The organism is Pseudomonas sp. 37 R 15 (genome assembly GCF_900004865.1).
GTDB classification, from domain to species: Bacteria; Pseudomonadota; Gammaproteobacteria; order Pseudomonadales; family Pseudomonadaceae; genus Aquipseudomonas; species Aquipseudomonas fluorescens_AM.
Genome location: NZ_CVTV01000051.1, coordinates 107,658 through 132,878, shown reverse-complemented (window position 1 = coordinate 132,878; position 25,221 = coordinate 107,658). Strand labels below are relative to the sequence as shown.

The 25,221-nt window shown below is 60.9% G+C and carries 20 protein-coding genes; 7 read left to right on the top strand and 13 right to left on the bottom strand.

What is annotated here, in order from left to right; genetic code table 11:
- Positions 1–22 precede the first annotated feature (22 nt).
- Positions 23–847 carry a hypothetical protein gene (locus BFQ04_RS19000; RefSeq protein ID WP_065952126.1) on the bottom strand — a complete coding sequence of 275 codons (825 nt, stop codon included), beginning with the start codon at positions 845–847 and terminating at the stop codon, positions 23–25.
- 34 nt (positions 848–881) lie between these two features.
- On the bottom strand, positions 882–2,075 hold the full coding sequence (locus BFQ04_RS18995; protein WP_065952125.1) for an MFS transporter: 1,194 nt from the start codon (positions 2,073–2,075) through the stop codon (positions 882–884).
- A gap of 95 nt (positions 2,076–2,170) precedes the next feature.
- On the opposite strand from BFQ04_RS18995, the gene BFQ04_RS18990 reads away from it, so the two are divergent.
- Positions 2,171–3,091, top strand: coding sequence for a LysR family transcriptional regulator (locus BFQ04_RS18990; protein ID WP_065952124.1), 921 nt, complete (start codon positions 2,171–2,173; stop codon positions 3,089–3,091).
- Between the two features lie 87 nt (positions 3,092–3,178).
- Here BFQ04_RS18990 and ettA read toward each other — a convergent pair whose 3' ends face one another.
- Positions 3,179–4,843 carry an energy-dependent translational throttle protein EttA gene (gene ettA, locus BFQ04_RS18985; RefSeq protein WP_065952123.1) on the bottom strand — a complete coding sequence of 555 codons (1,665 nt, stop codon included), beginning with the start codon at positions 4,841–4,843 and terminating at the stop codon, positions 3,179–3,181.
- Between the two features lie 286 nt (positions 4,844–5,129).
- On the opposite strand from ettA, the gene BFQ04_RS18980 reads away from it, so the two are divergent.
- Both BFQ04_RS18980 and glyA read left to right on the top strand, forming a co-directional pair.
- Positions 5,130–8,981 (top strand): sensor domain-containing protein, encoded by a 3,852-nt coding sequence (locus BFQ04_RS18980; protein WP_065952122.1) that lies wholly within the window; start codon positions 5,130–5,132, stop codon positions 8,979–8,981.
- Between the two features lie 214 nt (positions 8,982–9,195).
- Positions 9,196–10,449, top strand: coding sequence for a serine hydroxymethyltransferase (gene glyA, locus BFQ04_RS18975; protein ID WP_065952121.1), 1,254 nt, complete (start codon positions 9,196–9,198; stop codon positions 10,447–10,449).
- 178 nt (positions 10,450–10,627) lie between these two features.
- Here the strand turns inward: glyA and yjiA are convergent, their stop codons facing one another.
- The 3 genes from yjiA to BFQ04_RS18960 all read right to left on the bottom strand — a co-directional run bounded on the left by yjiA (position 10,628) and on the right by BFQ04_RS18960 (position 14,024).
- Positions 10,628–11,590, bottom strand: coding sequence for a GTPase (gene yjiA / locus BFQ04_RS18970; RefSeq protein WP_065952120.1), 963 nt, complete (start codon positions 11,588–11,590; stop codon positions 10,628–10,630).
- Between the two features lie 154 nt (positions 11,591–11,744).
- Complete coding sequence (locus BFQ04_RS18965; RefSeq protein WP_003176208.1) at positions 11,745–11,942, bottom strand: YbdD/YjiX family protein; 198 nt, start codon at positions 11,940–11,942, stop codon at positions 11,745–11,747.
- 15 nt (positions 11,943–11,957) lie between these two features.
- Positions 11,958–14,024, bottom strand: a complete 2,067-nt coding sequence (locus BFQ04_RS18960; RefSeq protein ID WP_065952119.1) for a carbon starvation CstA family protein — start codon at positions 14,022–14,024, stop codon at positions 11,958–11,960.
- 174 nt (positions 14,025–14,198) lie between these two features.
- Between BFQ04_RS18960 and BFQ04_RS18955 the strand changes: the two genes are divergently transcribed.
- Entirely contained in the window at positions 14,199–14,567 is a 369-nt protein-coding gene (locus BFQ04_RS18955; RefSeq protein ID WP_065952118.1) for a PilZ domain-containing protein, read from the top strand.
- 129 nt (positions 14,568–14,696) lie between these two features.
- On the opposite strand, the gene radA is transcribed toward BFQ04_RS18955, so the two are convergent.
- The 3 genes from radA to BFQ04_RS18940 form a co-directional block, all read right to left on the bottom strand.
- On the bottom strand, positions 14,697–16,064 hold the full coding sequence (radA, locus tag BFQ04_RS18950; protein WP_032884669.1) for a DNA repair protein RadA: 1,368 nt from the start codon (positions 16,062–16,064) through the stop codon (positions 14,697–14,699).
- A gap of 35 nt (positions 16,065–16,099) precedes the next feature.
- Positions 16,100–16,648: an ankyrin repeat domain-containing protein gene (locus tag BFQ04_RS18945; protein ID WP_065952117.1), complete on the bottom strand. Its 549-nt coding sequence runs from the start codon at positions 16,646–16,648 to the stop codon at positions 16,100–16,102.
- 138 nt (positions 16,649–16,786) lie between these two features.
- Complete coding sequence (locus BFQ04_RS18940; protein ID WP_065952116.1) at positions 16,787–18,328, bottom strand: catalase; 1,542 nt, start codon at positions 18,326–18,328, stop codon at positions 16,787–16,789.
- 287 nt (positions 18,329–18,615) lie between these two features.
- Here BFQ04_RS18940 and mscL point away from each other — a divergent pair, with 287 nt between their 5' ends.
- Positions 18,616–19,032: a large-conductance mechanosensitive channel protein MscL gene (gene mscL / locus BFQ04_RS18935; protein WP_065952115.1), complete on the top strand. Its 417-nt coding sequence runs from the start codon at positions 18,616–18,618 to the stop codon at positions 19,030–19,032.
- A gap of 39 nt (positions 19,033–19,071) precedes the next feature.
- Here the strand turns inward: mscL and BFQ04_RS18930 are convergent, their stop codons facing one another.
- Positions 19,072–19,848 (bottom strand): ferredoxin--NADP reductase, encoded by a 777-nt coding sequence (locus BFQ04_RS18930; RefSeq protein ID WP_065952114.1) that lies wholly within the window; start codon positions 19,846–19,848, stop codon positions 19,072–19,074.
- Positions 19,849–20,296: 448 nt separating this feature from the next.
- Here BFQ04_RS18930 and BFQ04_RS18925 point away from each other — a divergent pair, with 448 nt between their 5' ends.
- Both BFQ04_RS18925 and BFQ04_RS18920 read left to right on the top strand, forming a co-directional pair.
- Positions 20,297–21,007, top strand: coding sequence for a helix-turn-helix transcriptional regulator (locus BFQ04_RS18925; protein ID WP_065952113.1), 711 nt, complete (start codon positions 20,297–20,299; stop codon positions 21,005–21,007).
- 142 nt (positions 21,008–21,149) lie between these two features.
- Positions 21,150–22,274 (top strand): methyltransferase, encoded by a 1,125-nt coding sequence (locus tag BFQ04_RS18920; RefSeq protein WP_065952112.1) that lies wholly within the window; start codon positions 21,150–21,152, stop codon positions 22,272–22,274.
- Between the two features lie 72 nt (positions 22,275–22,346).
- Here the strand turns inward: BFQ04_RS18920 and BFQ04_RS18915 are convergent, their stop codons facing one another.
- From BFQ04_RS18915 to BFQ04_RS18905, 3 genes are read right to left on the bottom strand one after another with little or no spacing between them, the layout of a single operon-like run.
- Positions 22,347–22,514: a DUF2474 domain-containing protein gene (locus BFQ04_RS18915; protein ID WP_065886906.1), complete on the bottom strand. Its 168-nt coding sequence runs from the start codon at positions 22,512–22,514 to the stop codon at positions 22,347–22,349.
- A 12-nt stretch (positions 22,515–22,526) separates the two neighbouring features.
- On the bottom strand, positions 22,527–23,534 hold the full coding sequence (gene cydB, locus BFQ04_RS18910) for a cytochrome d ubiquinol oxidase subunit II (protein ID WP_065952111.1): 1,008 nt from the start codon (positions 23,532–23,534) through the stop codon (positions 22,527–22,529).
- Position 23,535: 1 nt separating this feature from the next.
- Entirely contained in the window at positions 23,536–24,975 is a 1,440-nt protein-coding gene (locus tag BFQ04_RS18905) for a cytochrome ubiquinol oxidase subunit I (RefSeq protein WP_065952110.1), read from the bottom strand.
- Positions 24,976–25,221 lie beyond the last annotated feature (246 nt).

The window sequence follows — 25,221 nt, the reverse complement described above, 5'->3', positions numbered from 1 at the left end:
GCTCTCAGGCTAAACCGCCGGTTCAACCCAGCAACTGTGCACAGTCGTTCATCACGCTGGCTTTACGCTGCAGGTATTCGGCAAAAATGTCGCGCGCCGTGGCGGGGTCCACTTCAATCTGCAAGGCGCTGGTGAACTCGTTCACCGCCGCCACCGCATGGGCGAAATGGTTGCTCTCGGTGCCGCCGGTGTGCACGGTGACCCAGGCCACCGTCGCACGGGATTTCTCCGGCGGCACGCCCATGTCCCGCACGAACCACTGCGAGTACAACGGATGGATGAACTCCACTTCGCCGTGGGTGTACACCTCGTGGATCAACGTGGTCAGCAATCCCTGCAACAGGTCGCGATCACGCAGGCGACGGCTGTCGGTCCAATCCTTGAAGGCCTGGGCCGAGGGCAGGCAATTGTCCTTCAACATCCACTGGTCATCGCCGCACAGCGCGGTCGCCATGGTGTAGAACAGGTCCGCGTGCACAGTGTTGCCCAACGCGCCCAAGTCTTCATCGGTAATGCGCTGCAGGCTGCCGCACGCACGGTACAGCTGCGCGGCGGCAGCAGAGCCTGCGTCCGAACGCGCCAGCAAGGTAATCCGGTTGGCCAGGCCGGACACACTGGCCGCCGAGTTATTGGTTTTCGACCAACTGGCGAAGAACTTGCGCAGTACCGCCGGCGAATGCCGACGCGAGGTGAGTCGCGCAAAAGCCTCTTCGATATCCATCAGCGCCTCTTCCTGAGCCCAAACGGCTTCGAACAGGGCATGCCGCAAGGTACTGGCCGGCATGTCATTCAATACCGGTTCGACGATTTTCAACAGCTGGCTGCGCTTGATCAGGGTGTCAGTCATATTCACCTCTCATAGTCCTTTATTGGATGAAACATCAGGCCGGTTTGGAGCGTCGGCCGGCGATCGGTGCCTGGCTGTTTACCTGTTTCCAACCCAGCAGGGCGATTACCAGCGACAACAGCTGAAAACCTGCGATCAACGCCACGCAGCCCGGCCAGCCCCACTGCTCCCAGAGCAGCGCCGGGGCCACGGCGCCGGCGCTGCCGCCCAGGTAATAGCCGGTCAGGTACAGGCCCACGGCGCCGGACTTGTCCTGCCCGGCCGTGGTGGCGATGTAGGCATTGGCGCAGGCCTGGGCCAGGAATACGCCGGTCGAGCTCAGGGCCAGGCCCAGCACGATCAGCCCCAGGGACGGCAACAAGGTCAGGGCCGAACCGCAGAGGCCGAGCGCCACGGCGGCGCTCAGTAACTGCGAGTGCGGTCGCGATTTGCTCAAGCGCCCGGCAATGGGAATCACCACCAGCGCCAGCAGGAACACGGCATACAGTGTCCCCAGGGCGGCGGCGCCCAGGTTGAACGGTGCCTGGCTGAGATACAGGCCGGCATAGGTAAAGGTGGCGACTTGTGAGAACAGCACGCAGAAACCGACGCCATAGGCCGCCAGCAAGGGTTTGCGCAGAAGCCGGCGCACCCCGTGCGCGCCCAAGGCCGCGAGGTTGGGACGTGCCACTGGATTGGCCGGCAGCAGCAACAGGATCAGCAGGCCGACCGCCAGGCTGATCAGCGCCAACAGCTCGAAGGCTTCGCGCCAGCCGACATATTGGGTCATGACCCCGGAGACAAAGCGCCCGGCAAACCCGCCGAGTACCGTACCCGCGACGTACAGGCTGGTGATTTCGGTGACGGTCGCTGCGCGCCAGCGGTCGCCGATATAGGCCACGCTGGTGGCGAACACCACCGGGATCAACATACCTTCGATAAACCGCCACACCAGCAGCTCGGCAAAGCTGTCCACATAGGCCGTCAGCAGCGTCGGCAGCGCCAGCAGCAAGGCGGCCGCGACAATCACTGTGCGTTGCTCGAAACGTCCGGTCAGGCGCCCGACAAACGGCGCAGTCAGTGCCACCGCCAGGGTGGTTACGGTAATGCTCCACCCGGCCTGCCGGGCGCTCACCTGGAAGCTTGCGGCAAACACAGGCAGGATGCTCTGGGTCGCGTAGAGATTCAGGAACGCCGCACAGCCACACAGAAACACGGCAAGGCGGGCGTGATGCAAGCGCGGGTTCATGGGACCTCTCGTCTTATTGTCGAGGATCTTTATAGAATGCCCAGCGTGGCGAACACCAATACCGAATTCGGACCGATCAATACCCAGGAAACAGAATGCTTGATTTACGCAAGTTACGTTACTTCCTGACGGTCGCCGAAGAGTTGCACTTCGGTCGCGCGGCGCAGCGCCTGCACCTCGCCCAGCCGCCCCTGACGCGGCAGATCTCGGCCCTGGAAACCGAGCTCGGCTTTCGTCTGTTCGACCGCACCAGCCGCACGGTCACCCTGACCGCCCAGGGCCGGCACTTTCTACCCTATGCCCGCGCCGCGCTGGAACACGCCCGGCTCGCGCAGGACATTGCCGCCAAGCTGGCCGCCGGCGCCACCGGTCAACTGGTGGTGGGCTATGCCAGCTCCATCGCGCTGTCGGAGCTGTTCAGCCAAACCCTGCGAGCCTTCGCCCAGCGTTTTCCCGAGGTGCAACTGACCCTGGTAGAGAGTGCTTCCGGCAGCCTGCATGCGCACGTGCTGGACGGTCGCATCGACATCGGCATGAGCCGCCTGCTGCCGGAGGCCGGGCAAACCGACGTCGAGGTGTTGTCGTTGGGGCAGGAACCGCTGGTCGCAGCGCTTTGCAGCGACAACCCATTAGCGGGCCAGGACGAAGTCACCCTCACCCAGCTCAGTGAGTTTCCGTTGATTCTGTTTCCCAGCGATTACGGTTCAGGCCTCAACGGTTCCATCGAGCAGCTGTACCAACGCCACGGCCTGACGCTGCGCCCGGGCCCCGCGGGGCGCCAGATCACTTCGATCATCGCCCTGGTGGCGGCGGGCCAGGGTGTCTCGCTGGTGCCCCAGTGCACCCGCACTCTGGCCAGGCAAGGCGTGGTCTACCGACCATTGGCAGACCCCGAAGCCTGGGTGCACCTGCTGATCCTCACGCGCTCACAGTCACGCTCGCTGTTGGTCGAGGCGTTCATGGGCGTGGTCGGTGAATTGCTGCAAGGCCGGCCGGCGCTGGCGCCGCTGGCATAATCCGGGCAAAAAAATACCCCTGCGCGAGGGGTATTTTTCTACAGGCTGCTGCGTCCAGGCGCTGCCAGGGCGGCGCCCGTTGCCCAATCAGGCCAGTTTTTTGTGGCGTACCCGGTGCGGCTGGGCAGCGGCTTCGCCCAAGCGCTTTTTACGGTCCGCTTCGTACTCGGTGTAGTTGCCTTCGAAGAACACCGCTTGCGAATCATCCTCGTAAGCCAGGATGTGGGTCGCAACGCGGTCAAGGAACCACCGATCGTGAGAGATCACAATGGCGGCGCCCGGGAAGTCCAGCAGGGCCTCTTCCAGGGAGCGCAGGGTTTCAACGTCGAGGTCGTTGGACGGTTCGTCGAGCAGCAACACGTTGCCGCCTTCCTTCAAGGTCAGGGCCAGGTGCAAGCGGCCACGCTCACCACCGGACAGGTCCTTGACGAACTTCTGCTGGTCGCCGCCCTTGAAGTTGAAACGGCCCACATAGGTCCGCGCCGGGATTTCATAGTTGCCGATACGGATCTGGTCGGAGCCGTCGGAAATCTGCTGGAACACCGTCTTGCTGCCATCGAGGTCTTCACGGCTCTGGTCCACACAGGCCAGTTGCACGGTTTCGCCGATCTCGATGCTGCCCGAATCCGGGGTTTCCTTGCCCATCAGCATGCGGAACAGCGTGGATTTACCCGCACCGTTACCGCCGATAACGCCGACAATCGCGCCTTTTGGCATGGAGAACGACAGGTTGTCGATCAGCACGCGGTCGCCATAGCCTTTGCTGACGTTCTTGAACTCGATGACCTTGTCACCCAGGCGCGGACCGGCCGGGATGTAGATCTCGTTGGTCTCGCTGCGCTTCTGGAATTCCTGCGACTGCATTTCTTCAAAGCGTTGCAGACGGGCCTTGGATTTGGACTGACGGGCCTTGGCGCCTTTACGCACCCACTCCAGTTCTTCCTTCATGGCTTTTTCATGGGCCGATTGCTGCTTGGATTCGGCGGCCAGACGGTCGGACTTGGCTTCCAGCCAACCGGAGTAGTTGCCCTCGTAAGGGATACCGGCGCCACGGTCGAGCTCGAGGATCCAGCCGGCGACGTTGTCCAGGAAGTAACGGTCGTGCGTGATCGCCACCACGGTGCCCGGGAAGTCGTGCAGGAAGTGCTCCAGCCAGGCGACGGAATCGGCGTCCAGGTGGTTGGTCGGTTCGTCGAGCAGCAACATGTCGGGAGCCGACAGCAGCAGGCGGCACAGCGCCACACGGCGCTTCTCGCCACCGGACAAGTGTTCGACCTTGGCGTCCCAGGCCGGCAGGCGCAGGGCGTCAGCGGCGACTTCCAGCTGGCGCTCCAGGTTATGACCGTCGCCGGCCTGCAGGATGGCTTCAAGCTTGGCCTGTTCGGCGGCCAGCTTGTCGAAGTCGGCATCCGGCTCGGCGTAGGCGGCGTAGACCTCGTCCAGGCGCGCCTGGGCGTCCTTGATCACGCTGACGGCCTCTTCGACCACTTCACGCACGGTCTTGGTCGGGTCCAGGATCGGCTCCTGGGGCAGGTAGCCGATGTTCAGGTCCGGCATCGGGCGGGCTTCGCCTTCGAACTCGGTGTCGACGCCGGCCATGATTTTCAGCAGCGTGGATTTACCCGAACCGTTGAGGCCGAGCACGCCGATCTTGGCGCCAGGGAAGAAAGACAGAGAAATGTTTTTCAGGATTTCCCGCTTCGGCGGAACAACTTTTCCCAGCCGATGCATGGTGAAGACGTATTGAGCCATGGTGAACCTAGCGTCAGTGACTGATGAATTAAGCGGACGAAGCCCGTGCCAGGCCATGCGCCGCGCGGGCCGTTGACTATCATCAATGCCGGCGAGCGAAAAAAAGCCTGAATGTCTGGGGCTGGAACGCCCCCGCGTAACCGGCAAAGCTACCTGAATGCGCTGGGGCAGTCCAGCCAGGCGGGACTGGCACTTTGCCACAACTCAAGGCATGCTAGCCGCCCTCCGGGCGTCCGGCTTATAGTGCACGTCGCGCGCCAGTCCAGCCAAACCGCAGGATCACAGCTTGTCCAAAGTCACGCCGCCCACGCCCTTGCGCGCCGCTCATCTAGCGCCGGGAGCGCCCCTGCACGGCACTTTTAAAGGCGCGTTGGCGACGCTTGTGCTGGTGTTGCTCGCGTTATTGTTCTGGCAACTGCTGGACCAATTGCAGCAAAACCAGAAAAACCAGCAGCAATACACCATCGATTACAGCGCCGACCTGGCCGAACAGATCAGCCAGAATATGGCCCTGAGCGCACAGATCGCCTTGAATCTGCTGCCGATCGTCGAGCCGCCGCGCAACGCCGAACAACAACTGGCCCTGATGCACACGTTACAGCGCTCATTTCCCGAATTGCGCAGCTTCGCCCTGCTCGCCCCCAGCGGCGCATTGATCAGCGACACCGCCAGCGACAGCCAGGACAGCGCCCTGCTCGAAGAACTGGTCAAGCGCAGCCACGCCCAAGCCTATTACCTGAGCAACGACAGCGACGGCACCGTCATCTATCTGTTGCTGCACCAGCCCAGCGGTGGGTCGAAACTGTACTGGGCGCTGCGCCTGGCGCCCACTTACCTGGCCAACCTGACCCGCCAGGATGCCCAGGGCCAGCGCCCGATGTGGGCGATCGAGAATCGCTTGAATCACCGTGTGGTCAGCCGTGACAGCGGCATGCCCGCACAGTGGGCCAGTGCGTTGACCCCGGACGAGTTGAATAAAAGCGTGCTGGTCACACCGTTGAGCAAAAGTGACTGGCAACTGCGCGGGCTGTTCGACCGCAGCGCGGTGCTCGAACAGCTGCTGCCGGCCTTTATCGGCAAATGCCTGCTGGGCCTGGCTTTTTCGCTGGTCCCGGTGATCGTGCTGCTGAACATGCGCCGGCGCCAGCGCCAGGTGCATGAAGGCCGGCGACGTTACCAGGATATTTTCGAAGGCACCGGCGTGGCCTTGTGCGTACTCGACCTGTCGGGGTTGAAGGCGTTCTGCGACAAGACTGCGGTACAGGACGGCGAACAATTGCGCGCCTGGCTGCAGGCCAACCCCGCCGAGCGGCGCAAACTGCTCAAGGAGCTGCGCGTCACCGAGGTCAACCAGATGGCGGTGCGGCTGTTGAACGTGAGCTCCTGCGAGCAAGCCTGGGAGCGTCTGATTGACGATGCCCCGCACAATGCCACCGCTATCGGCCACCAGGTGCTGGAAGCCGTACTGACCCGGCAAAAACAACTGGAGCTGGAAATCCAGCTCAACGATGTGACGGGCAATGAACAATACCTGTGGCTGGTCATGCGTTTGCCGGAACAGCAGGATGACATCAGGGCGGTCATCCTCAGCATCAGCGATATCACCAGCCGCAAGCTGATCGAGCTGTCGCTGGTCGAGCGCGAGAGTTTCTGGTCGGATGTGGTACGCACCGTGCCCGACCACCTGTATGTGCAGGACGTGATCAGCCAGCGCATGATCTTCAGCAACCATCACCTGGGCCATACCCTCGGCTACAACAAGGCCGAGCTGCAGAAAATGGGTGAGTACTTCTGGGAAATCCTGCTGCACCCCGAAGACGCCGAGCATTACCACGACGCGCGTCAACAGCAACGCCAGGTGGGTTATACGACCCAACTGCACTGCCAGCTGCGCTTTCGTCACCGCAACAACCAGTGGCGACGCTTCGACATTCGCGAACAGGCCCTGGCCAGGGACACCTCGGCGGTGGTCACACGGATCATCGGCGTGGCCAAAGACATCACCGACCAGATCGAGGCCAGCGAATCCCTGCGCGACAGCGAACAACGCTACCGCATGCTGGCCGAAAGCATCAGTGACGTGATCTGCTCCACCGACAGCCAACTGGCCCTCAACTACGTCAGCCCATCGGTCAACGCCGTGCTGGGGTACGACGTGGACTGGGTGTTCAAGAACGGCTGGCAGTCGATCATTGCCAACCCGCAACAGCTCACGGGCATGTATGGCCTGATGGAGCAGGTCAGCCGTGCCGTCGGTAATCCCGAGGCGCTGAACAGCCTGCGCGATGAGGTGCAGACCCAACTGTTCCTGTTCGACTGCCTGCGCGCCGATGGGCGCAAAGTGCCGATCGAGCTGCGCGTGGTGCTGGTGTGGGACGAACATGGCGCGTTTGAAGGCGTCCTCGGCGTGGGCCGTGACATCAGCCAGCAACGCCGGGCCGAAAAAGACCTGCGCATGGCGGCCACGGTGTTCGAGCATTCCACCTCGGCGATCCTGATCACCGACCCGGCCGGCTATATCGTGCAGGCCAACGAGGCCTTCAGCCGGGTCAGCGGTTACGCCGTCAGCGATGTACTCGACCAGCTGCCGAACATGCTCACCGTCGACGAACAGCAGGAAGCCCACCTGCGCTACGTGCTCAAGCAATTGCACCAGCACAGCACCTGGGAAGGCGAAGTGTGGCTCAAGCGCCGCAATGGCGAGCACTACCCGGCCTGGGTCGGTATCACGGCGGTGTTCGATGATGAAGGCGACCTGGCCAGCTACGTGTGTTTCTTCAGCGATATCAGCGAGCGCAAGGCCAGCGAACAGCGCATCCACCGCCTCGCCTATTACGACGCCCTGACTCACCTGCCCAACCGCACCCTGTTCCAGGATCGCCTGCACACCGCATTGCAGTCGGCCGAGCGACAGAAGTCGTGGGTGGTCTTGATGTTCCTCGACCTCGACCGTTTCAAGCCGATCAACGACTCCCTGGGCCACGCCGCCGGCGACCGTATGCTCAAGGAAATGGCCACGCGCCTGCTCGGTTGCGTGGCCGAAGACGACACCGTGGCACGGATGGGCGGCGACGAGTTCACCTTGCTGTTGCAACCACGTGTCAACCGCGAAATGGCGCTGAACCGCGCGATCACGGTGGCCGAGCAGATTCTGGCGAGCCTGGTGAAGCCGTTCGTGCTCGAAGGCCGCGAATTCTTCGTGACCGCCAGCATCGGCATCGCCTTGAGTCCCCAGGACGGTAATGAGCTGAGCCAGTTGATGAAAAACGCCGACACGGCGATGTACCACGCCAAGGAGCGCGGCAAGAACAACTTCCAGTTCTACCAGGCCGACATGAACGCCAGCGCCCTGGAACGCCTGGAACTGGAAAGCGACCTGCGCCACGCCCTGGAACAGGACGAATTCGTGCTCTATTACCAGCCGCAGTTCAGCGGCGACGGCAAACGCCTGACCGGCGCCGAAGCCCTGCTGCGCTGGCGCCACCCACGCCGCGGCCTGGTGCCGCCGGGGGATTTCATTCCGGTGCTGGAAGAGCTGGGGCTGGTGGTGGATGTGGGCGACTGGGTGATCAGCGAAGCCTGTCGCCAGCTCAAGACCTGGCACCAGAACAAAGTGCGGGTGCCGAAAGTCTCGGTCAACATCTCGGCGCGACAGTTCTCCGACGGGCAACTGGGCACGCGCATCGCCACCATCCTCAAGGACACCGGCCTGCCACCGGCGTGCCTGGAGCTGGAACTGACCGAAAGCATCCTGATGCGCGAAGTCAACGAAGCCCTGCAGATCCTCGCCAGCCTGAAAAACCTGGGGCTGAGCATTGCGGTCGACGACTTCGGCACCGGTTATTCATCGCTCAATTACCTCAAGCAATTCCCCATCGACGTCCTGAAGATCGACCGCACCTTCGTCGACGGCCTGCCCTCCGGCGAGCAGGATGCACAGATCGCCCGTGCCATCATCGCCATGGCCCACAGCCTGAACCTGGCAGTGATCGCCGAGGGCGTGGAAACCCACGAGCAGTTGGACTTCCTGCGCGAGCATGGCTGCGATGAAGTGCAGGGCTACCTGTTCGGACGGCCGATGCCGGCGAACCGGTTCGAGGCGCAGTTCAGCAATGATGCGCTGTTCATGTTCGATTGAGTGGAGCCAATTGCTCCACTCAATCGAACATGAACAGAGCAGCTGCAAGCTGCAAGCTGCAAGAAGAAGCGGATCTGCTTTTACTTGTAGCTTGCAGCTTGCAGCTTGCAACTTGAAGCCGGCACTTCATCCCCATGACTACGTTTCATATCCCTTCCAATAAGCGCTTGGGTTAGAATGCCCTCCTTTTCTGCCCCGATCCTTGAGGACCGCCATGTTCAGCCGTGATTTGACTATTGCCAAGTACGACGCCGATCTCTTCGCCGCCATGGAGCAAGAAGCCGTGCGCCAGGAAGAGCACATCGAGCTGATCGCTTCGGAAAACTACACCAGCCCTGCGGTGATGGAGGCTCAAGGCTCGGTGCTGACCAACAAGTACGCCGAAGGCTACCCGGGCAAGCGCTACTACGGTGGTTGCGAGTACGTCGACGTGGTTGAGCAGTTGGCCATCGACCGTGCCAAAGAGCTGTTCGGCGCCGATTACGCCAACGTCCAGCCGCACGCCGGTTCCCAGGCCAACAGCGCGGTGTACCTGGCCCTGCTGCAAGGTGGCGACACCATCCTGGGCATGAGCCTGGCCCACGGCGGTCACCTGACCCACGGCGCCAGCGTGTCCTCCTCCGGCAAGCTGTACAACGCCGTTCAATACGGTATCGATGCCAACGGCCTGATCGACTACGACGAAGTCGAGCGCCTGGCGGTCGAGCACAAGCCAAAAATGATCGTGGCCGGTTTCTCTGCCTACTCGCAGATCCTCGACTTCCCGCGCTTCCGTGAAATCGCTGACAAGGTCGGCGCCTATCTCTTTGTGGACATGGCTCACGTGGCAGGCCTGGTCGCCGCTGGCGTCTACCCGAACCCGGTGCCTTACGCCGATGTGGTCACCACCACCACCCACAAGACCCTGCGCGGTCCACGTGGCGGCCTGATCCTGGCGCGCGCCAATGCCGAGATCGAGAAGAAGCTGAACTCCGCCGTATTCCCGGGCGCCCAGGGTGGCCCGCTGGAACACGTGATCGCGGCCAAGGCGATCTGCTTCAAGGAAGCACTGCAGCCTGAGTTCAAGACCTACCAGCAACAAGTGGTCAAGAACGCCAAGGCCATGGCCGGCGTGTTCATCGAACGCGGCTTCGACGTGGTGTCCGGCGGTACCGAGAACCACCTGTTCCTGCTGTCGCTGATCAAGCAGGACATTTCCGGTAAAGATGCTGACGCGGCCCTGGGCAAAGCCTTCATCACCGTGAACAAAAACTCCGTGCCGAACGACCCACGTTCGCCGTTCGTCACCTCCGGCCTGCGCTTCGGCACCCCGGCTGTGACCACCCGTGGCTTCAAGGAAGCCGAGTGCAAGGAACTGGCCGGCTGGATCTGCGACATCCTGGCGGACCTGAACAACGAAGCCGTGATCGACGCGGTACGTGAGAAGGTCAAGGCCATCTGCAAGCAGCTGCCGGTGTACGGCGCTTGATTGCAGTTGCTTGAATGAAAAGCCCGGCTCTTGAGCCGGGCTTTTTTATGCCAATTTGAAATGCGGTCAAGTGTGGGAGGGGGCTTGCCCCCGATGGCAATCTATCAGTCGCTGCTTGTGGTGACTGACACTCAGCTATCGGCGGCAAGTCCCCTCCCACATTTGGTTGCATTTCAAGTCAGGTGGGTTGGTAGACCCTGGCAAAGCCTTCGCGAATCTTGTCTTCCGGCAATTCATCGGCAATAAACACAATCACACTCTCCCGCGCCTCGCCTTCGGCCCATTCGGTGTCCCAGTCGAAGCCGTAGAGCTTCAGCACGCCCTGGAATACCATGCGCCGATCCTCTCCGGCGATGTTCAGCACGCCCTTGTAGCGCAGCAGTTGCTTGCCATGGTCTTCCAGCAGCGCGTTCATGAACTCACTGAGGCGGTCGATATCCAGCGGCTGGTCGGTGCGCAGCACCAGGCTGGAAATACGGTCGACCGATGGCGCAGCGCTGACCGGGCGCAGACTCATGCCGGCGTTGAGGTTGAAGCCGCGCACGTCGAGCAGTTCGGCCAGGTCAATCCTGCCATGCTCCACCACCCGGATCGGTGCGCGGCGGTTGATGCGGGTCAGGCGTTCGCTGAGGGCGGTGAAAGTGGCATCGTCCACCAGGTCGCGCTTGCTCACCAGCAGGCGGTCGGCAAAGCCGATCTGGGCCTGGGCGATGGTCTGGGTCAAGTGATGCTCGGCGTGGGCCGCGTCCACCAGGGTGATGATGCCATCGAGGATATAGCGCTCGCGCAGTTCCTCATCAATGAAAAAGGTCTGGGCCACAGGCGCAGGATCGGCCAGGCCGGTGCACTCGATCACCAGGCGGTCGAAGGCGATTTCGCCGCTGTCCAGCCGCTCGAGCAGCAAGTACAGCGCCTTGGTCAGGTCGGTGTGGATGGTGCAGCACACGCAACCGTTGGAGAGGGTCATGACCTGTACCGGCTCTGCGCCCAACAATTGGGTATCGATGCCGGCATCACTGAATTCGTTTTCGATCACGGCGATCTTCAAGCCGTGCTCGGCCTTGAGCAGATGGCGCAGCAAGGTGGTCTTGCCGGCGCCGAGGAAGCCGCTGAGCACGGTGACCGGAACGGGAGAGGACAAAGACAGTTCTCCTTATATCTGAAGGAACACAAAACAACTGTGGGAGGGGGCTTGCCCCCGATGACAGTGTGTCAGGCACTGATGTGCCGCTGATACACCGCTATCGGGGGCAAGCCCCCTCCCACATGGAATTACCGCAGGCCCGAGTGCCGGGTCAGCAGCACTTGGGCCCACCCTTGCCGCCGTAACGGGCCTCCTGGCGTTCCCGGAAGAACGCCTTGTAGTCCATCATCGGTTTGTCCGGGTGCTTGGTTTGCATATGCTCGACGTAGGTGTCGTAGTCGGGCATGCCGACCATCAGGCGCGCGGCCTGACCGAGGTATTTACCGAGGCGACTGATGTCATTGAACATGCGTGCAATCCTCGGTTATGCGTCCGGTACAGCCTGGAACGGAGCTTCTTTATCCGTACGCTCTTTGTTGCCCCAGGCGGCAATGCCGACCTTGAGCGCATAGAACAGGATGCTGAACACCACGAACAGGAACAGCGCCGTCAGCGTTGCGTTGGTGTAGGCGTTGTAGATCACGTGTTGCATCTGGTCGATGCTCTTGGCCGGGGCGAGGATCTGGCCATTGGCAAGGGCATCGCTGTATTTCTTCGCCAGCGACAGGAAGCCGATCGCCGGGTTGGCGTCGAACAGCTTGATAAAGCCCGCCGTGGTGGTGCAGATCAACAGCCAGACTGCCGGCAGCAAGGTCACCCAAATGTAGCGCTGACGCTTCATTTTGATCAGCACAACCGTGGCGAGCATCAGCGCGATCCCGGCCAGCATCTGGTTGGAGATGCCGAACAGCGGCCACAAGGTGTTGATGCCGCCCAGTGGGTCGATCACGCCTTGGTACAGCAGGTAACCCCACATCGCCACACAACCGGCGGTGGCAATCAGGTTGGCGGTCCAGGATTCAGTGCGCTTGAGCGACGGCACGAAGGAGCCGAGCAGGTCTTGCAGCATGAAACGGCCGGCACGGGTACCGGCGTCGACCGCCGTCAGGATGAACAGCGCTTCGAACAGGATCGCAAAGTGGTACCAGAACGCCATGGTGTTTTCACCCGGCAGCACACTGTGCAGGATCTGCGCGATACCGACCGCCAGGGTCGGTGCACCGCCGGCACGTGCCAGGATGGTGGTTTCACCGATGTCATGGGCCACGGCCGACAGCGCCTCGGGGGTGATTGCAAAGCCCCAGCTGCTGACGGTCTGCGCCACGGTCACCACGTCGGTGCCGACAATCGCCGCCGGGCTGTTCATGGCGAAGTACACGCCAGGCTCGATCACCGACGCGGCAACCATCGCCATGATGGCCACGAACGACTCCATCAGCATGCCGCCGTAACCGATGTAACGCGCATGGCTTTCATTGGCCAGCAGCTTGGGCGTGGTGCCCGAGGAGATCAGCGCATGGAAGCCGGAGACCGCGCCACAGGCAATGGTGATGAACAGGAACGGGAACAGGCCGCCCTTCCACACCGGGCCGGTGCCGTCGATGAACTGGGTAAGCGCCGGCATTTTCAGGTCAGGCATGGTGACCAGGATGCCAATCGCCAGCGCGATGATGGTACCGATTTTCAGGAAGGTCGACAGGTAGTCACGCGGCGCCAGGATCAGCCATACCGGCAGTACTGCGGCAACGAAACCGTAGCCGATCAGCATCCAGGTGATCTGGATCCCGGTGAAGGTGAAGGCCTTGGCCCACACCGGGTCAGCGGCGATCTGCCCGCCCAGCCAGATCGAACCCAGCAGCAACAGCACGCCGATGATCGAAATTTCGCCAATGCGGCCCGGACGGATGTAGCGCATGTAAATGCCCATGAACATCGCGATCGGGATGGTCGCCATCACCGTGAAAATGCCCCACGGGCTCTCGGCCAGGGCCTTGACCACGATCAGCGCTAGCACCGCGAGGATGATGATCATGATCAGGAAGCAGCCGAACAGCGCGATAGTCCCGGGAATCCGGCCCATCTCTTCGCGGACCATGTCGCCCAGGGAGCGGCCGTTACGCCGGGTGGACAGGAACAGGATCATGAAATCCTGCACCGCACCGGCCAGCACCACACCGGCAATCAGCCAAAGCGTGCCGGGCAGGTAACCCATTTGCGCCGCCAACACCGGGCCGACCAGAGGGCCCGCACCGGCAATCGCCGCAAAGTGGTGACCGAAAAGGATATGTTTGTTGGTCGGCACGTAGTCCAGACCGTCGTTGTTGATCACTGCGGGGGTGGCCCGCCGTGGGTCCAGTTGCATCACGTTATTGGCGATGAACAGGCTGTAGTACCGGTACGCGACCAGGTAGATGGCCACCGCAGCGACTACAATCCACAAGGCGTTGATCGCCTCGCCGCGGCGCAAGGCCACTACGCCGAGGGCGCACGCTCCTACGATTGCCAGCACCAGCCAGGGTAGATGGCGTAGCAGGCTATTATTATTTTTCATTTTTATATTCCAGCCAGGGTGGACAGAAAGGACAGCCAGCCCGAGTTTAGCGCTGTTGGCCTTAAAGGCCACCCCCCTACGTTGGTCTAGAGCCTTGCCGATGCAAAAAAAGCAGAAATAAAGGCTGAATGATGGCGCAGGGCTACAATCCTTCTATTCACAGAGGACTTCACCATGACCGAGCACGCGTCCGACCGCCGCCGTTTTCGCCGGATTGCCTTTGACGCCAAGACCGAACTTCGGCAAAACGAACGCGAATGGCCAGTGCAATTGGTGGATTTGTCGTTAAAGGGGCTGCTGGTACAGCGACCGCAAGACTGGAAGGGCAATAAAGCGCTGCCGTTCGACGTGGACATACGCCTGGACCCGAAGGCCCATATAAAGATGCAGGTTCGTCTTACCCACGAAGACCAGGGTCAATTGGGTTTCGTATGCCAATACATCGACCTGGACTCGATCAGCCATTTGCGACGTTTGATCGAATTGAACCTGGGCGATCAAGAGGAACTGGAGCGCGAGTTGGCGGCATTGCTGGAAACCTAGATGCCAACACAGGGCAAAATGTGGGAGGGGGCTTGCCCCTGATAGCAGTGTGTCAGGTGCTGATAGATTGACTGACCTGCCGCCATCGGGGGCAAGCCCCCTCCCACATTGGTTTTGCGGTGTTGGTGATTACTCGAACAACGCATCCAGCGCCTGTTCCAGGCGCGTGACCCCGATCACCTGCAATCCTGGCGGCATTTCCTTCGGCGCATTGCCCTTGGGCACGATCGCCCGCTTGAAGCCATGCTTGGCCGCCTCTTTCAAGCGTTCCTGGCCACTGGGCACCGGGCGCACTTCGCCCGACAACCCTACCTCGCCAAACACCAGCAAGTCATGGGGCAATGGCCGGTTGCGCAGGCTGGACATCACCGCCGCCATCAACGCCAGGTCGGAAGCGGTCTCCAATACCTTGACCCCGCCCACCACGTTGAGGAAGACGTCCTGATCGTGCGTCGGAATACCGCCATGGCGGTGCAACACCGCCAACAGCATGGCCAGGCGGTTCTGGTCCAGGCCGAGGGTGACCCGTCGCGGGTTGGCCAGATGGCTGTCATCCACCAGCGCCTGGACTTCCACCAGCATCGGTCGGGTGCCTTCCCACGTCGCCATCACCACGCTGCCTGGGACTTCTTCCTGGGCGCGGGTGAGAAAGATCGCCGACGGATTGGAGACTTCTTTCAGCCCCCGGTCAGTCATGGCAAACACACCCAACTCGTTCACCGCGCCAAAGCGGTTTTTCACCGCCCGCAGCAACCGCAGGCGGCCATCGGATTCACCCTCGAAATACAGCACGGTATCCACCATGTGTTCCAGCACTCGCGGCCCGGCCAGCGCGCCTTCCTTGGTCACGTGGCCGACCAGGAAGATCGCCGTGCCGCTCTGCTTGGCATAGCGCACCAACAGCGCCGCGCTTTCACGCACCTGGGATACGCCGCCAGGCGCTGACTGCAGTTGCTCGGTGAAAATCGTCTGGATCGAGTCGATCACCATGACCTTGGGTTTTTCGATGCGCGCCGTGGCGATGATGCTTTCGATGCAGGTTTCGGTCATGACCCGCAGTTGGTCCTGGGGCAGGCCCAGGCGACGGGCGCGCATGGCCACTTGTTGCTGGGACTCTTCCCCGGTGACGTACAGCGCCGGCATGCGGCTGGCGATGCTGCACAGGGTTTGCAGCAGGATCGTGGATTTACCGATGCCCGGGTCGCCGCCGATCAGCACGACCGAGCCGTCCACCAGGCCACCGCCCAATACCCGGTCCAACTCACCGGAGGCGGTGGAGAAGCGCGGGATCTCTTCGACGCTGACTTCGGCCAGGGTCTTGATCTGCGCTTGTTGCCCGGTCCAGCCGGCGCGGCCGGTGGGCGCTGCGGCGCCACCGCTTTCAATCATGGTTTCAGTCAGGGTGTTCCACGCACCGCACTCGCCGCACTGGCCCGCCCATTTGGGAAAGGTCGCGCCGCACTCCGTGCAGCCGTACATGCGCTTGGCCTTTGCCATTGAAGAACCTCCAACCGAAAAACCGCGATGATAGCTCAGCGCGGCGCCGGGGTCCGGATTTCGCCGTTGGCCAAGCGCGAGGCCGTGTTGCCGATAGGGTCTTCGGCGTTGAGATCGGCGCCTTTGGCCTTCAGTTCGCCCAGCAGTTCGACGCGTTTGAACAGCCCGGCGTACATGGCGGCGGTCTGCCCCGCGCCGTTGCGTTGGTCGGGGTTGCAGTCGGTGGCCAGCAAACGCTGGGCGATTTTCAGTTCGCCTTTGAAAATCGCGCCCATCAGCGCGGTGTTGCCGCGCTTGTCCTGCACACAGGCGTCGGCGCCAGCGGCCAACAGGCGCTCAACGTAGGCGCTTTGGCCGTGATAGGCGGCGAGGATCAAGGCGGTGTAGCCCTTGTCGTCCTGAGTATTCAGGGCGTAGCCCGACTCAATGAACGTGTTGAGCATGTCGAGGTCGCCACGACGGGCGGCGTCGAAATAATAGTCCTGAAGCTGCGCCTTGAGCGCACCAGGGTCATTGGATGGGGGTTGTTCGGCCAGCACACTGAACGAACAGCAGGCCAGCAGTGCCCATATGAACGTACGCATGATCAAAATCCTTGAGAAAGCCCCCCTTGCAGGAGCGAGCCTGCTCGCGAAAAACGTCAACGATAACCCGTGCATCCTGGATGAATGCGTTGCCTTTGAGTTCTTCGCGAGCAAGCTCGCGCCTACAGGAGGGCGCGGTTAGTCGCTCAGTTTGTCAGCCAGTGCTTTCACACGCGCCAAGTCACCCTTGGCCACCTTGGCCACACCGGTGCCGTATTCCGGATCGGCTTTGTAGAGGAACGACAGGATGATGTGCTTGCTCTCATCATCGGTGGTCGCCAACGAGCCACCGAAGTTGTCGATCAGGTCCTGACGCTCTTTCTTGCTGTAGGAGCGATACAAGTCGCCGGCCTGCTTGAAGTTCTGCTCACGCTGGATCTTCGCCTGCTGGGTGCTGCCCGACAGCGGCGATTGGCTGTAGCGCGCAGCTTGCGGCTCTTCCCGTGGCAACAGGCGGCTTGGCTGGTAGTTCACGCCAGTGGTGGTCTTGCCGACGTTCAACGCGCCGTCCTGGTTGCCGTTGTTGACGGTGACCCGTGGAGCGTTGATCGGCAGTTGCAGGGCATTGGCGCCCAATCGGTACATTTGCGTATCGGCATAGGAGAACACCCGACCTTGCAGCAGGCGGTCTTCCGACGGCTCGATACCCGGCACCAGGTTGGCCGGGGCCATCGCCACTTGTTCGGTCTCCTGGAAAACATTGCCCGGGTTGCGGTTGAGCACCATTTGCCCGACTTTGCGCTCCGGCACATTCGGCCAGATCTTGGTGGCGTCCAGCGGGTCGAAATCGAACTTGGCCAGGTCTTCAGGTTTCAACACCTGCACATACAAGTCCCACTTGGGGAAGTCGCCCTTGTTGATATGGGTGACCAGGTCATTGGTCATATGGCTATAGTCACGCCCTTGCACGTCGGTGACTTGCTTGGGGTCGAGGTTCTTGATGCCTTGCAGGCTCTTCCAGTGGAACTTGACGTAGTGCACTTCACCCTTGGCGTTGATCAACTTGTAGGCATGTACGCCGTTGCCGTCCATCTCCCGATAACTGGCCGGTGTGCCGGAGTCCGAGTACAACTCGGTCAGTGTACGAGTGGACTCTGGAACATGGGAGAAGAAGTCGAAACGACGCGAGTCATCGTCCAGGTTAGTGCGCGGGTCCGGTTTGAAGGCGTGGACCATGTCCGGGAACTTGATGGCATCGCGAATGAAGAACGTCGGGAAGTTATTACCGACCAGGTCCCAGTTGCCTTCGGCGGTGTAGAACTTGGTGGCGAAGCCCCGTGGGTCGCGCAGGGTTTCCGGGGAATGGTTGCCGTGGACCACGGCCGAGAAGCGCACGAATACCGGCGTGGCTTCACCGGCGGCAAATACCTTGGCCTTGGTCAGGTCGCTGAGGTTGTCGGTCACGGTGAAGGTGCCATGGGCGCCCGTGCCACGGGCATGCACCACGCGCTCGGGGATACGTTCGCGGTCAAAGCGCTGCAGCTTCTGAATCAATTGAATGTCCTGCAGCAGCACGGGGCCATTGGCGCCGGCCGTCTGCGAGTTCTGGTTATCGCCAACGGCGGCGCCGTTGTCACGGGTCAGGTTGGCGGCTTGCACAGAGAGGGTCAGCAGGCTGACGGTCACCAACGCCAAGGCTTGGCGTGCCGACACGGGCCTGCGATTGATTGAAGGGTTCATCAAGGTTTCCTCTGGTTTTTTTAGTGCACATTCAGTTGTGCTTGCCAGAGGCTAGTGACCTGCGGGTCAGAAGATAAATAGAAAAACCCCACAGGCCCGATTGAGAAAAAAATCTGGTAACCCGCTGAAATTCGCCGTATTCCGCGCGCGATTGGTGGCACTTTGCAAACTAATTGCGTTTTAATGTGTCGATAAAAACCAACAGTGTTAAAGGTTGTGTCGCGCAAGCCCGCTACGACTGACTTACACTGACTTCCACCCTTTTCAACTGTAACAAGGAATAACTTATGGGCGTGATCAGTGAGTTCAAGGCCTTCGCGGTCAAAGGTAACGTGGTCGACATGGCCGTCGGTATCATCATCGGCGCCGCGTTCGGCAAAATTGTTTCCTCGTTTGTAGGGGACGTGGTGATGCCGCCGCTCGGCCTGTTGATCGGTGGCGTGGACTTCGGCGACCTGGCAATCACGCTTAAAGCCGCGCAAGGCGATGCACCCGCCGTGGTGCTGGCATACGGCAAGTTCATCCAGAGCGTGGTCGACTTCTTGATCGTCGCCTTCGCCATCTTCATGGGTGTCAAGGCGATCAACCGCCTCAAGCGCGAAGAGGCCGTAGCCCCGACGCTGCCACCGACACCGACCAAGCAAGAGGTGCTGCTGGGCGAGATCCGCGACCTGCTCAAGGCACAGAACGACAAACCGCTCTGACCGGCAGATGCAAAAAGGCGCCTTGTGAGGCGCCTTTTTTTACCAGTAGTTTTCCACCGCCACCTGGCCCGGGCGTCGGCTCAGGCTCAGTTGCATGTCGCGCTGCTTGAGCAACTGGCGTGTGTCATCGACCATCTGCGGGTTGCCGCAAATCAGCACGCGGGAGTGTTGCGCCGTCAACGCGATGCCGGCCGCGCGCTCCAGCTCCCCGTTCTCGATCAAGGTGGTGATACGCCCGTTCAATGCGCCCGGATGCTGCTCGCGGGTGACGATAGGGATGTAGATCAGCTTGTGGGCGTATTCGGCCAGGTATTCGCGCTCGCCCAGTTCCTTGATCAGCGTCTGGTATGCCAGTTCCCTGGCCTCGCGTGCGCTGTACACCAGGACGATACGTTCAAACTTCTCCCACACCTCGAAATCCTGCAGGATCGACAGGAACGGTGCCACCCCGGTGCCGGTGCCCAGCAGCCACAGATCACGCCCGTCTACAAAGCGGTTCAGCGTCAGAAAGCCCGTGGCCTGGCGCTCCACCAGCAAGGTATCGCCGACTTTCAGGCGGCTCAACTCACTGGTGAACTCGCCGCCTGGAACCACGATGGAAAAGAAGTCGAGGTATTCGTCAAACGGCGACGACACGATGGAATAGGCGCGCCACACGGTACTGCCATCCGCCTTGGTGACACCCAGACGCACGAACTGGCCGGCGGTAAAGCGAAAACCGGCATCACGCGTGGTGCGCAGGGTAAAGAGGCTGGGGGTCAGCGATTGCACGTCGAGCAAGGTCTGGCGGGTAAATTTCTCAGCACTGGCCGTCATGGGGGGCTCCGTTTTGCACAGGGCCGTAGTGTCTCTCAAAGCGCGCCGCGCAAACACCGCTGATTGGTAGTGACATTACATTCGCTCGGCATTCGCTCGACATTCGCTCGAGCCGGCGAACCTGTCAGGCTGGTTACAATCAGTGACAAATAGCGCACCAATTCCGGACTAAACATTTCGCTATGAACACACCCGCAATACACAACAACATGTAGCTGAACGTCTAGATAGTGTCACTTTAGCACTACCTGCAAACTATTGAAAAACCGCGCCCTCCTGCATAAGTCCGACTAAAACCCAGTCCTCGTCCACCCTGTTGCAGTCCCGGTCCAAGCCAGTCAATGAATTTTTTTTCAATCTCACAAGTAAGACTTATCCTACACTTCCCATTCGAGCAGCATTGGGATCAGGACGTACCCAAGTCATAAAAACCCAGGGAGAAATATTGATGGTCAAATGGCGCAATACACGGTTACCCAAGCTGGCAGGCGAGAGCGAAATCACCAGCGTGTTTGAAATGGTCATTAATCACACGTATGAGTTGGGATTCCAATATTGCTCATTTACGATGAGCGCTCAGGCACAAAACGACCAAACAGATCCCGTCCATCTTGACAACCACCCGAATGAATGGAGGAACATTTATAAACGAGCGCATTTCTTCGAAATAGACCCTGTTGTATCCCACTGCAAGAACAGTGTCCTGCCCATTGTCTGGGACCCGAAAACGTTTAGCAGTACCCCCCAGTTGTGGGAGTTGGCCCAGTCGTTTGGGGTGCACTTGGGCTGGACCCAGGCGGTCCATGATTTCCAAGGTGTGTACAGCATGCTCACGCTGACGCGTGGCAAAGGCGAGGTCAGCCCCGAAGAGCTTTACGAAAAAGCCGGGCAGGTGTTGTGGCTGTGCCATGCGATGCATGCAGTCGTTGCAAAAAAATACGCCGACAAAGCCCATATCACCACGCCCAGCAAGTTAACCGCACGGGAAACGGAGGTCCTCAAGTGGTCCGCCATGGGCAAGACCGCTTCCGAGATCGCGGCTATTCTCTGCCTGTCCGAGCGTACGGTGGGCTTTCATATCAGCAGCACCTTCAAGAAGCTTGGGGTGCACAACAAGATCCAGGCTGTGCTCAGCGCCTCTAAAGCAGGGCTGTTTTAACCCGCACAAGAAACAGCGCATGTCATCGCGTTGAAAAAAAAGTAACATTTGCGGCCCATTCTGAGTGTTGATGCTGCCCTTTCAAAGGTTGCCTCGCCGTTCACTCAGACGGTTCCGTCGATTACCCAGAGCCTCCCCCGCCATGCCCCTGCTTGACAGCCCCTTCGCCCAGCTCGATTTGATCCGTCAGCCCGAGCAACACAATGATCCGCTGCAAGCCTTCGATGCCGCCGACGAATACCTGCTCAGCCACCTCGCCGGCCAGCAACCCCCTGCGCAAACCCGTGTGCTGGTACTCAATGACAGCTTCGGCGCCCTCGCGGCCAGCCTTGCAGGCCAGGTGCAGGTGACCTCCAGCGGGGACTCGTTCCTCGCCGCGCAAGGCCTGGGAAAAAACCTGGTGCGCAACGGTAAAGCCTTTGATGCGGTAAGGTTCGTACCGGCCAGCCAAGTGCCGGTCGGGCCGTTCGATCGGGTGTTGCTCCGTGTGCCGAAGACCCTGGCGCTGCTGGAAGAACAGTTGATTCGTCTGCAGGGGCAACTGGCACCGGGCGCCGAAGTGATCGCCGGGGCGATGATCAAACACTTGCCACGCGCCGCCGGTGAACTGCTGGAGCGTTATATCGGGCCGATGCATGCCACGCTTGCGGCAAAGAAGGCCCGGCTGCTGATCGCCACCGTCGCGGATCGCCCCGCGCCCATATCGCCCTACCCTACCCGCTACTCGCTGGATACCCCGGCCATCGAATTGCTCAACCATGCCAACGTGTTCTGCCGCGAAGGCCTGGACATCGGCACGCGCGCCTTCTTGCCGCACCTGCCGAACAACCTGGGCGGCGCCCGCGTGGCCGACCTTGGTTGCGGCAACGGCGTACTGGCAATTGCCAGCGCGCTGCAAAATCCTGACGCGCAGTACACCCTGGTGGACGAGTCCTTCATGGCGGTGCAGTCAGCCGCCGAAAACTGGCAGGCCGCGCTGGGCGGACGGGATGTCATCGTGCGCGCCGATGACGGCCTGGCCGGCCAGGACCCGCAGTCGTTGGACGTGGTGCTGTGCAATCCGCCGTTCCACCAGCAGCAGGTGGTGGGCGACTTTCTCGCCTGGCGCATGTTCCAGCAGGCGCGCGAGGCGCTGGTGGTGGGTGGCGCGCTGTATATCGTCGGTAACCGTCACCTGGGTTATCACAGCAAATTGGCGCGCCTGTTTCGCGGCGTCGAACAAGTGGCGGCCACACCCAAGTTCGTCATTCTCAAGGCGCGCAAATAAAAAAAAGCCCCACCCTTCCAGTAAGAAGAGCAGGACTCAAAAAAACCGGGCCGCAAGGCCCGGATAGGGATGTCAGTGCGTGGTCAGGCCGGCCGCGTTCATGAACATGCGCATCAGGCTGGCGACGATAAACAGGGCCAGCACACTGCCAGTCCAGATCATCGCCAGCCATCCAAGGCGCCGCCACAGCGGCTGTTTCTCGGCCTGTTCGATATCGTGCAACGAAGGTTTGCCCGCCATGCTGCGACTCTCCTAGTGATAACCGTCTTCATGGGTGACCTTGCCGCGGAACACGTAGTAGCTCCAGAAGGTGTAGCCCAGGATGAACGGAATGATGAACAAGGTCCCCACCAGCATGAAGCCCTGGCTTTGCGGCGGCGCGGCGGCGTCCCATATCGACACCGACGGTGGAATGATGTTCGGCCACAGGCTGATCCCCAGGCCGCTGTAACCCAGGAAGATCAATACCAGCGTCAGCAGGAATGGCGTGTAGTGCGCACGGCGTGCCACGGCGCGGAACAACCCGTACATCGTCACCAGCACCAACAGCGGCACGGGCAGGAACCAGAACAGATTCGGCAGGGTGAACCAGCGCGCGGCGATGTCCGAATGGGTCAGCGGCGTCCACAGGCTGACGATACCGATTACCGCCAACACCACGAAGGCCAGCGGGCGCGCCAGGTTGTGCATCTGTTCCTGCAACTTGCCTTCGGTCTTCATGATCAGCCAGGTGCAGCCGAGCAAGGCATACGCCACGATCAACGCCACGCCACAGAACATCGTGAACGGGGTCAGCCAGTCCAGCGAGCCGCCGGCGAACTGGCGGTTGACCACCGGAATACCATCGATGAACGCCCCCAACGCCACGCCCTGGAAGAACGTGGCCGTCAGCGAGCCGCCGATAAACGCCTTGTCCCACAAGTGACGCTTATGGTCCTTGGCCTTGAAGCGGAACTCGAAGGCCACGCCACGAAAGATCAGCCCGATCAACATCAGGATCAGCGGCAGGTACAACGCCGACAACACCACCGAGTAGGCCAGCGGAAACGCACCAAACAACCCCGCGCCGCCCAATACCAGCCAGGTCTCGTTACCGTCCCACACGGGCGCCACGGTGTTCATCATGACGTCGCGGTCGGTCTTGCCCTTCACGAACGGAAACAGGATGCCGATGCCCAGGTCGAAGCCGTCCATCACCACGTACATCATGATGCCGAAGATGATGATCACGGCCCAGATCAGCGGAAGATCAATGCCCATCTCAATGCCCCTTGTGCTGGATGTCGTCGTGGTCGTTATCGGTGCCATCATCGGCAGCGGACAACGGACGCGCCGGGGTACGTTTCTGGCCAGGTCCACCCTGGGTCGGCTCGGTGACCTCGTAAACCACAGGCCCTTTGCGCACCAGTCGCATCATGTAACCCAGGCCCGCGCCGAACAGCGCGAAGTACACCACCACGAACAGCACCAGGGTGATGGTCATCTGCGCCAGGCTATGTCCGGAAGAGGCATCCGCCGTGCGCATCAGCCCGTAGACCACCCACGGCTGGCGACCGATTTCGGTGGTGAACCAGCCGGCGAGAATCGCGATCAGACCGGACGGGCCCATCCACAACGCCAGGTACAGGAACGGCCTGGACGTGTACATCTTGTCGCCACGGCGCAGCCACAGGCTGAACAAGCCCGTGAAGATCATCAGGAAACCCAGGCCGACCATGACCCGGAACGACCAGAACACCACGGTCGAATTGGGACGGTCTTCAGGCGGGAAGTCCTTGAGCGCCGGCACCTGTTTATCCAGCGAGTGGGTCAGGATCAGGCTGCCCAGGTAGGGGATTTCCACCGCATACTTGGTTTTTTCGGCCTTCATGTCCGGCCAGCCGAACAGGATCAGCGGCGTGGGTTCATTGCCGATGTTTTCCCAGTGACCTTCAATCGCGGCGATTTTGGCCGGTTGGTGCTTCAAGGTATTGAGGCCGTGGAAGTCGCCGATCACCGCCTGAATGGGCGCAACGATCAAGGCCATCCACATCGCCATCGAGAGCATTTTGCGGATCGCCGGGTTGTCCTTGCCGCGCAGCAAATGCCAGGCCGCCGACGAACCGACGAAGAACGCCGTGGCCACGAAGGCAGCGGTGGCCATGTGCGCCAGGCGGTAGGGGAATGAGGGGTTGAAGACCACGGCGAACCAATCGGTGGGGATCACGCGGCCATCGACGATTTCAAAGCCTTGCGGCGTCTGCATCCAGCTGTTGGAGGAGAGAATCCAGAACGTCGAGATCAGCGTACCGATCGCCACCATCACGGTGGAGAAGAAGTGCAGGTTGCGCCCCACCTTGTTCCAGCCAAACAGCATTACCCCCAGGAAACCGGCTTCGAGGAAGAACGCGGTGAGTACTTCATACGTCAGCAGCGGCCCGGTGACGGCGCCGGCGAAGTCCGAAAAACGGCTCCAGTTGGTGCCGAACTGGTAAGCCATGACCAGGCCGGAGACCACGCCCATGCCGAAGTTGACGGCAAAGATCTTCGACCAGAAATGGTAGAGGTCACGGTAGGTGTCGTTGCGGGTCTTGAGCCACAAGCCCTCCAGCACCGCAAGGTAACTGGCCAGGCCGATGGTGATCGCCGGGAACAGGATGTGAAACGAGATGGTGAACGCAAATTGAATTCGGGCGAGATCTAGCGCCTCCAAACCGAACATAAGTCTTCCTCTGTCAGGTAATACCGGCTGCGGGCTCGGAGCCTGCACCCACTGCCCCCACGGATATGGAGTGTGGCGAATTTCAATTCGTTTCTTTTTTTACCCGTCACGCAGGGAGTCTGGCCTTTCGGCCACCAGAGCAATCCCGGAGCGGGCGTTGATCTGGATCAAGCATCGTTGAAAGAGTAGTCCCATTTTCGATGGGCAGTTGTGTGGTGTTTTGCCGCGTGACAGCTTGCCTCACCG

Coding starts and splice junctions, on each gene's coding strand:
- BFQ04_RS18940 (WP_065952116.1), bottom strand. CDS start 18,328: ATGAACCCTTCAATCAATCGCAGGCCCGTGTCGGCACGCCAAGCCTTG.
- glyA (WP_065952121.1), top strand. CDS start 9,196: ATGTTCAGCCGTGATTTGACTATTGCCAAGTACGACGCCGATCTCTTC.
- BFQ04_RS18960 (WP_065952119.1), bottom strand. CDS start 14,024: ATGAAAAATAATAATAGCCTGCTACGCCATCTACCCTGGCTGGTGCTG.
- radA (WP_032884669.1), bottom strand. CDS start 16,064: ATGGCAAAGGCCAAGCGCATGTACGGCTGCACGGAGTGCGGCGCGACC.
- BFQ04_RS18915 (WP_065886906.1), bottom strand. CDS start 22,514: ATGGCGGGCAAACCTTCGTTGCACGATATCGAACAGGCCGAGAAACAG.
- mscL (WP_065952115.1), top strand. CDS start 18,616: ATGGGCGTGATCAGTGAGTTCAAGGCCTTCGCGGTCAAAGGTAACGTG.
- BFQ04_RS18925 (WP_065952113.1), top strand. CDS start 20,297: ATGGTCAAATGGCGCAATACACGGTTACCCAAGCTGGCAGGCGAGAGC.
- BFQ04_RS18955 (WP_065952118.1), top strand. CDS start 14,199: ATGACCGAGCACGCGTCCGACCGCCGCCGTTTTCGCCGGATTGCCTTT.
- ettA (WP_065952123.1), bottom strand. CDS start 4,843: ATGGCTCAATACGTCTTCACCATGCATCGGCTGGGAAAAGTTGTTCCG.
- BFQ04_RS18920 (WP_065952112.1), top strand. CDS start 21,150: ATGCCCCTGCTTGACAGCCCCTTCGCCCAGCTCGATTTGATCCGTCAG.
- BFQ04_RS18990 (WP_065952124.1), top strand. CDS start 2,171: ATGCTTGATTTACGCAAGTTACGTTACTTCCTGACGGTCGCCGAAGAG.
- BFQ04_RS18930 (WP_065952114.1), bottom strand. CDS start 19,848: ATGACGGCCAGTGCTGAGAAATTTACCCGCCAGACCTTGCTCGACGTG.
- BFQ04_RS19000 (WP_065952126.1), bottom strand. CDS start 847: ATGACTGACACCCTGATCAAGCGCAGCCAGCTGTTGAAAATCGTCGAA.
- BFQ04_RS18945 (WP_065952117.1), bottom strand. CDS start 16,648: ATGCGTACGTTCATATGGGCACTGCTGGCCTGCTGTTCGTTCAGTGTG.
- BFQ04_RS18905 (WP_065952110.1), bottom strand. CDS start 24,975: ATGTTCGGTTTGGAGGCGCTAGATCTCGCCCGAATTCAATTTGCGTTC.
- BFQ04_RS18965 (WP_003176208.1), bottom strand. CDS start 11,942: ATGTTCAATGACATCAGTCGCCTCGGTAAATACCTCGGTCAGGCCGCG.
- BFQ04_RS18995 (WP_065952125.1), bottom strand. CDS start 2,075: ATGAACCCGCGCTTGCATCACGCCCGCCTTGCCGTGTTTCTGTGTGGC.
- cydB (WP_065952111.1), bottom strand. CDS start 23,534: ATGGGCATTGATCTTCCGCTGATCTGGGCCGTGATCATCATCTTCGGC.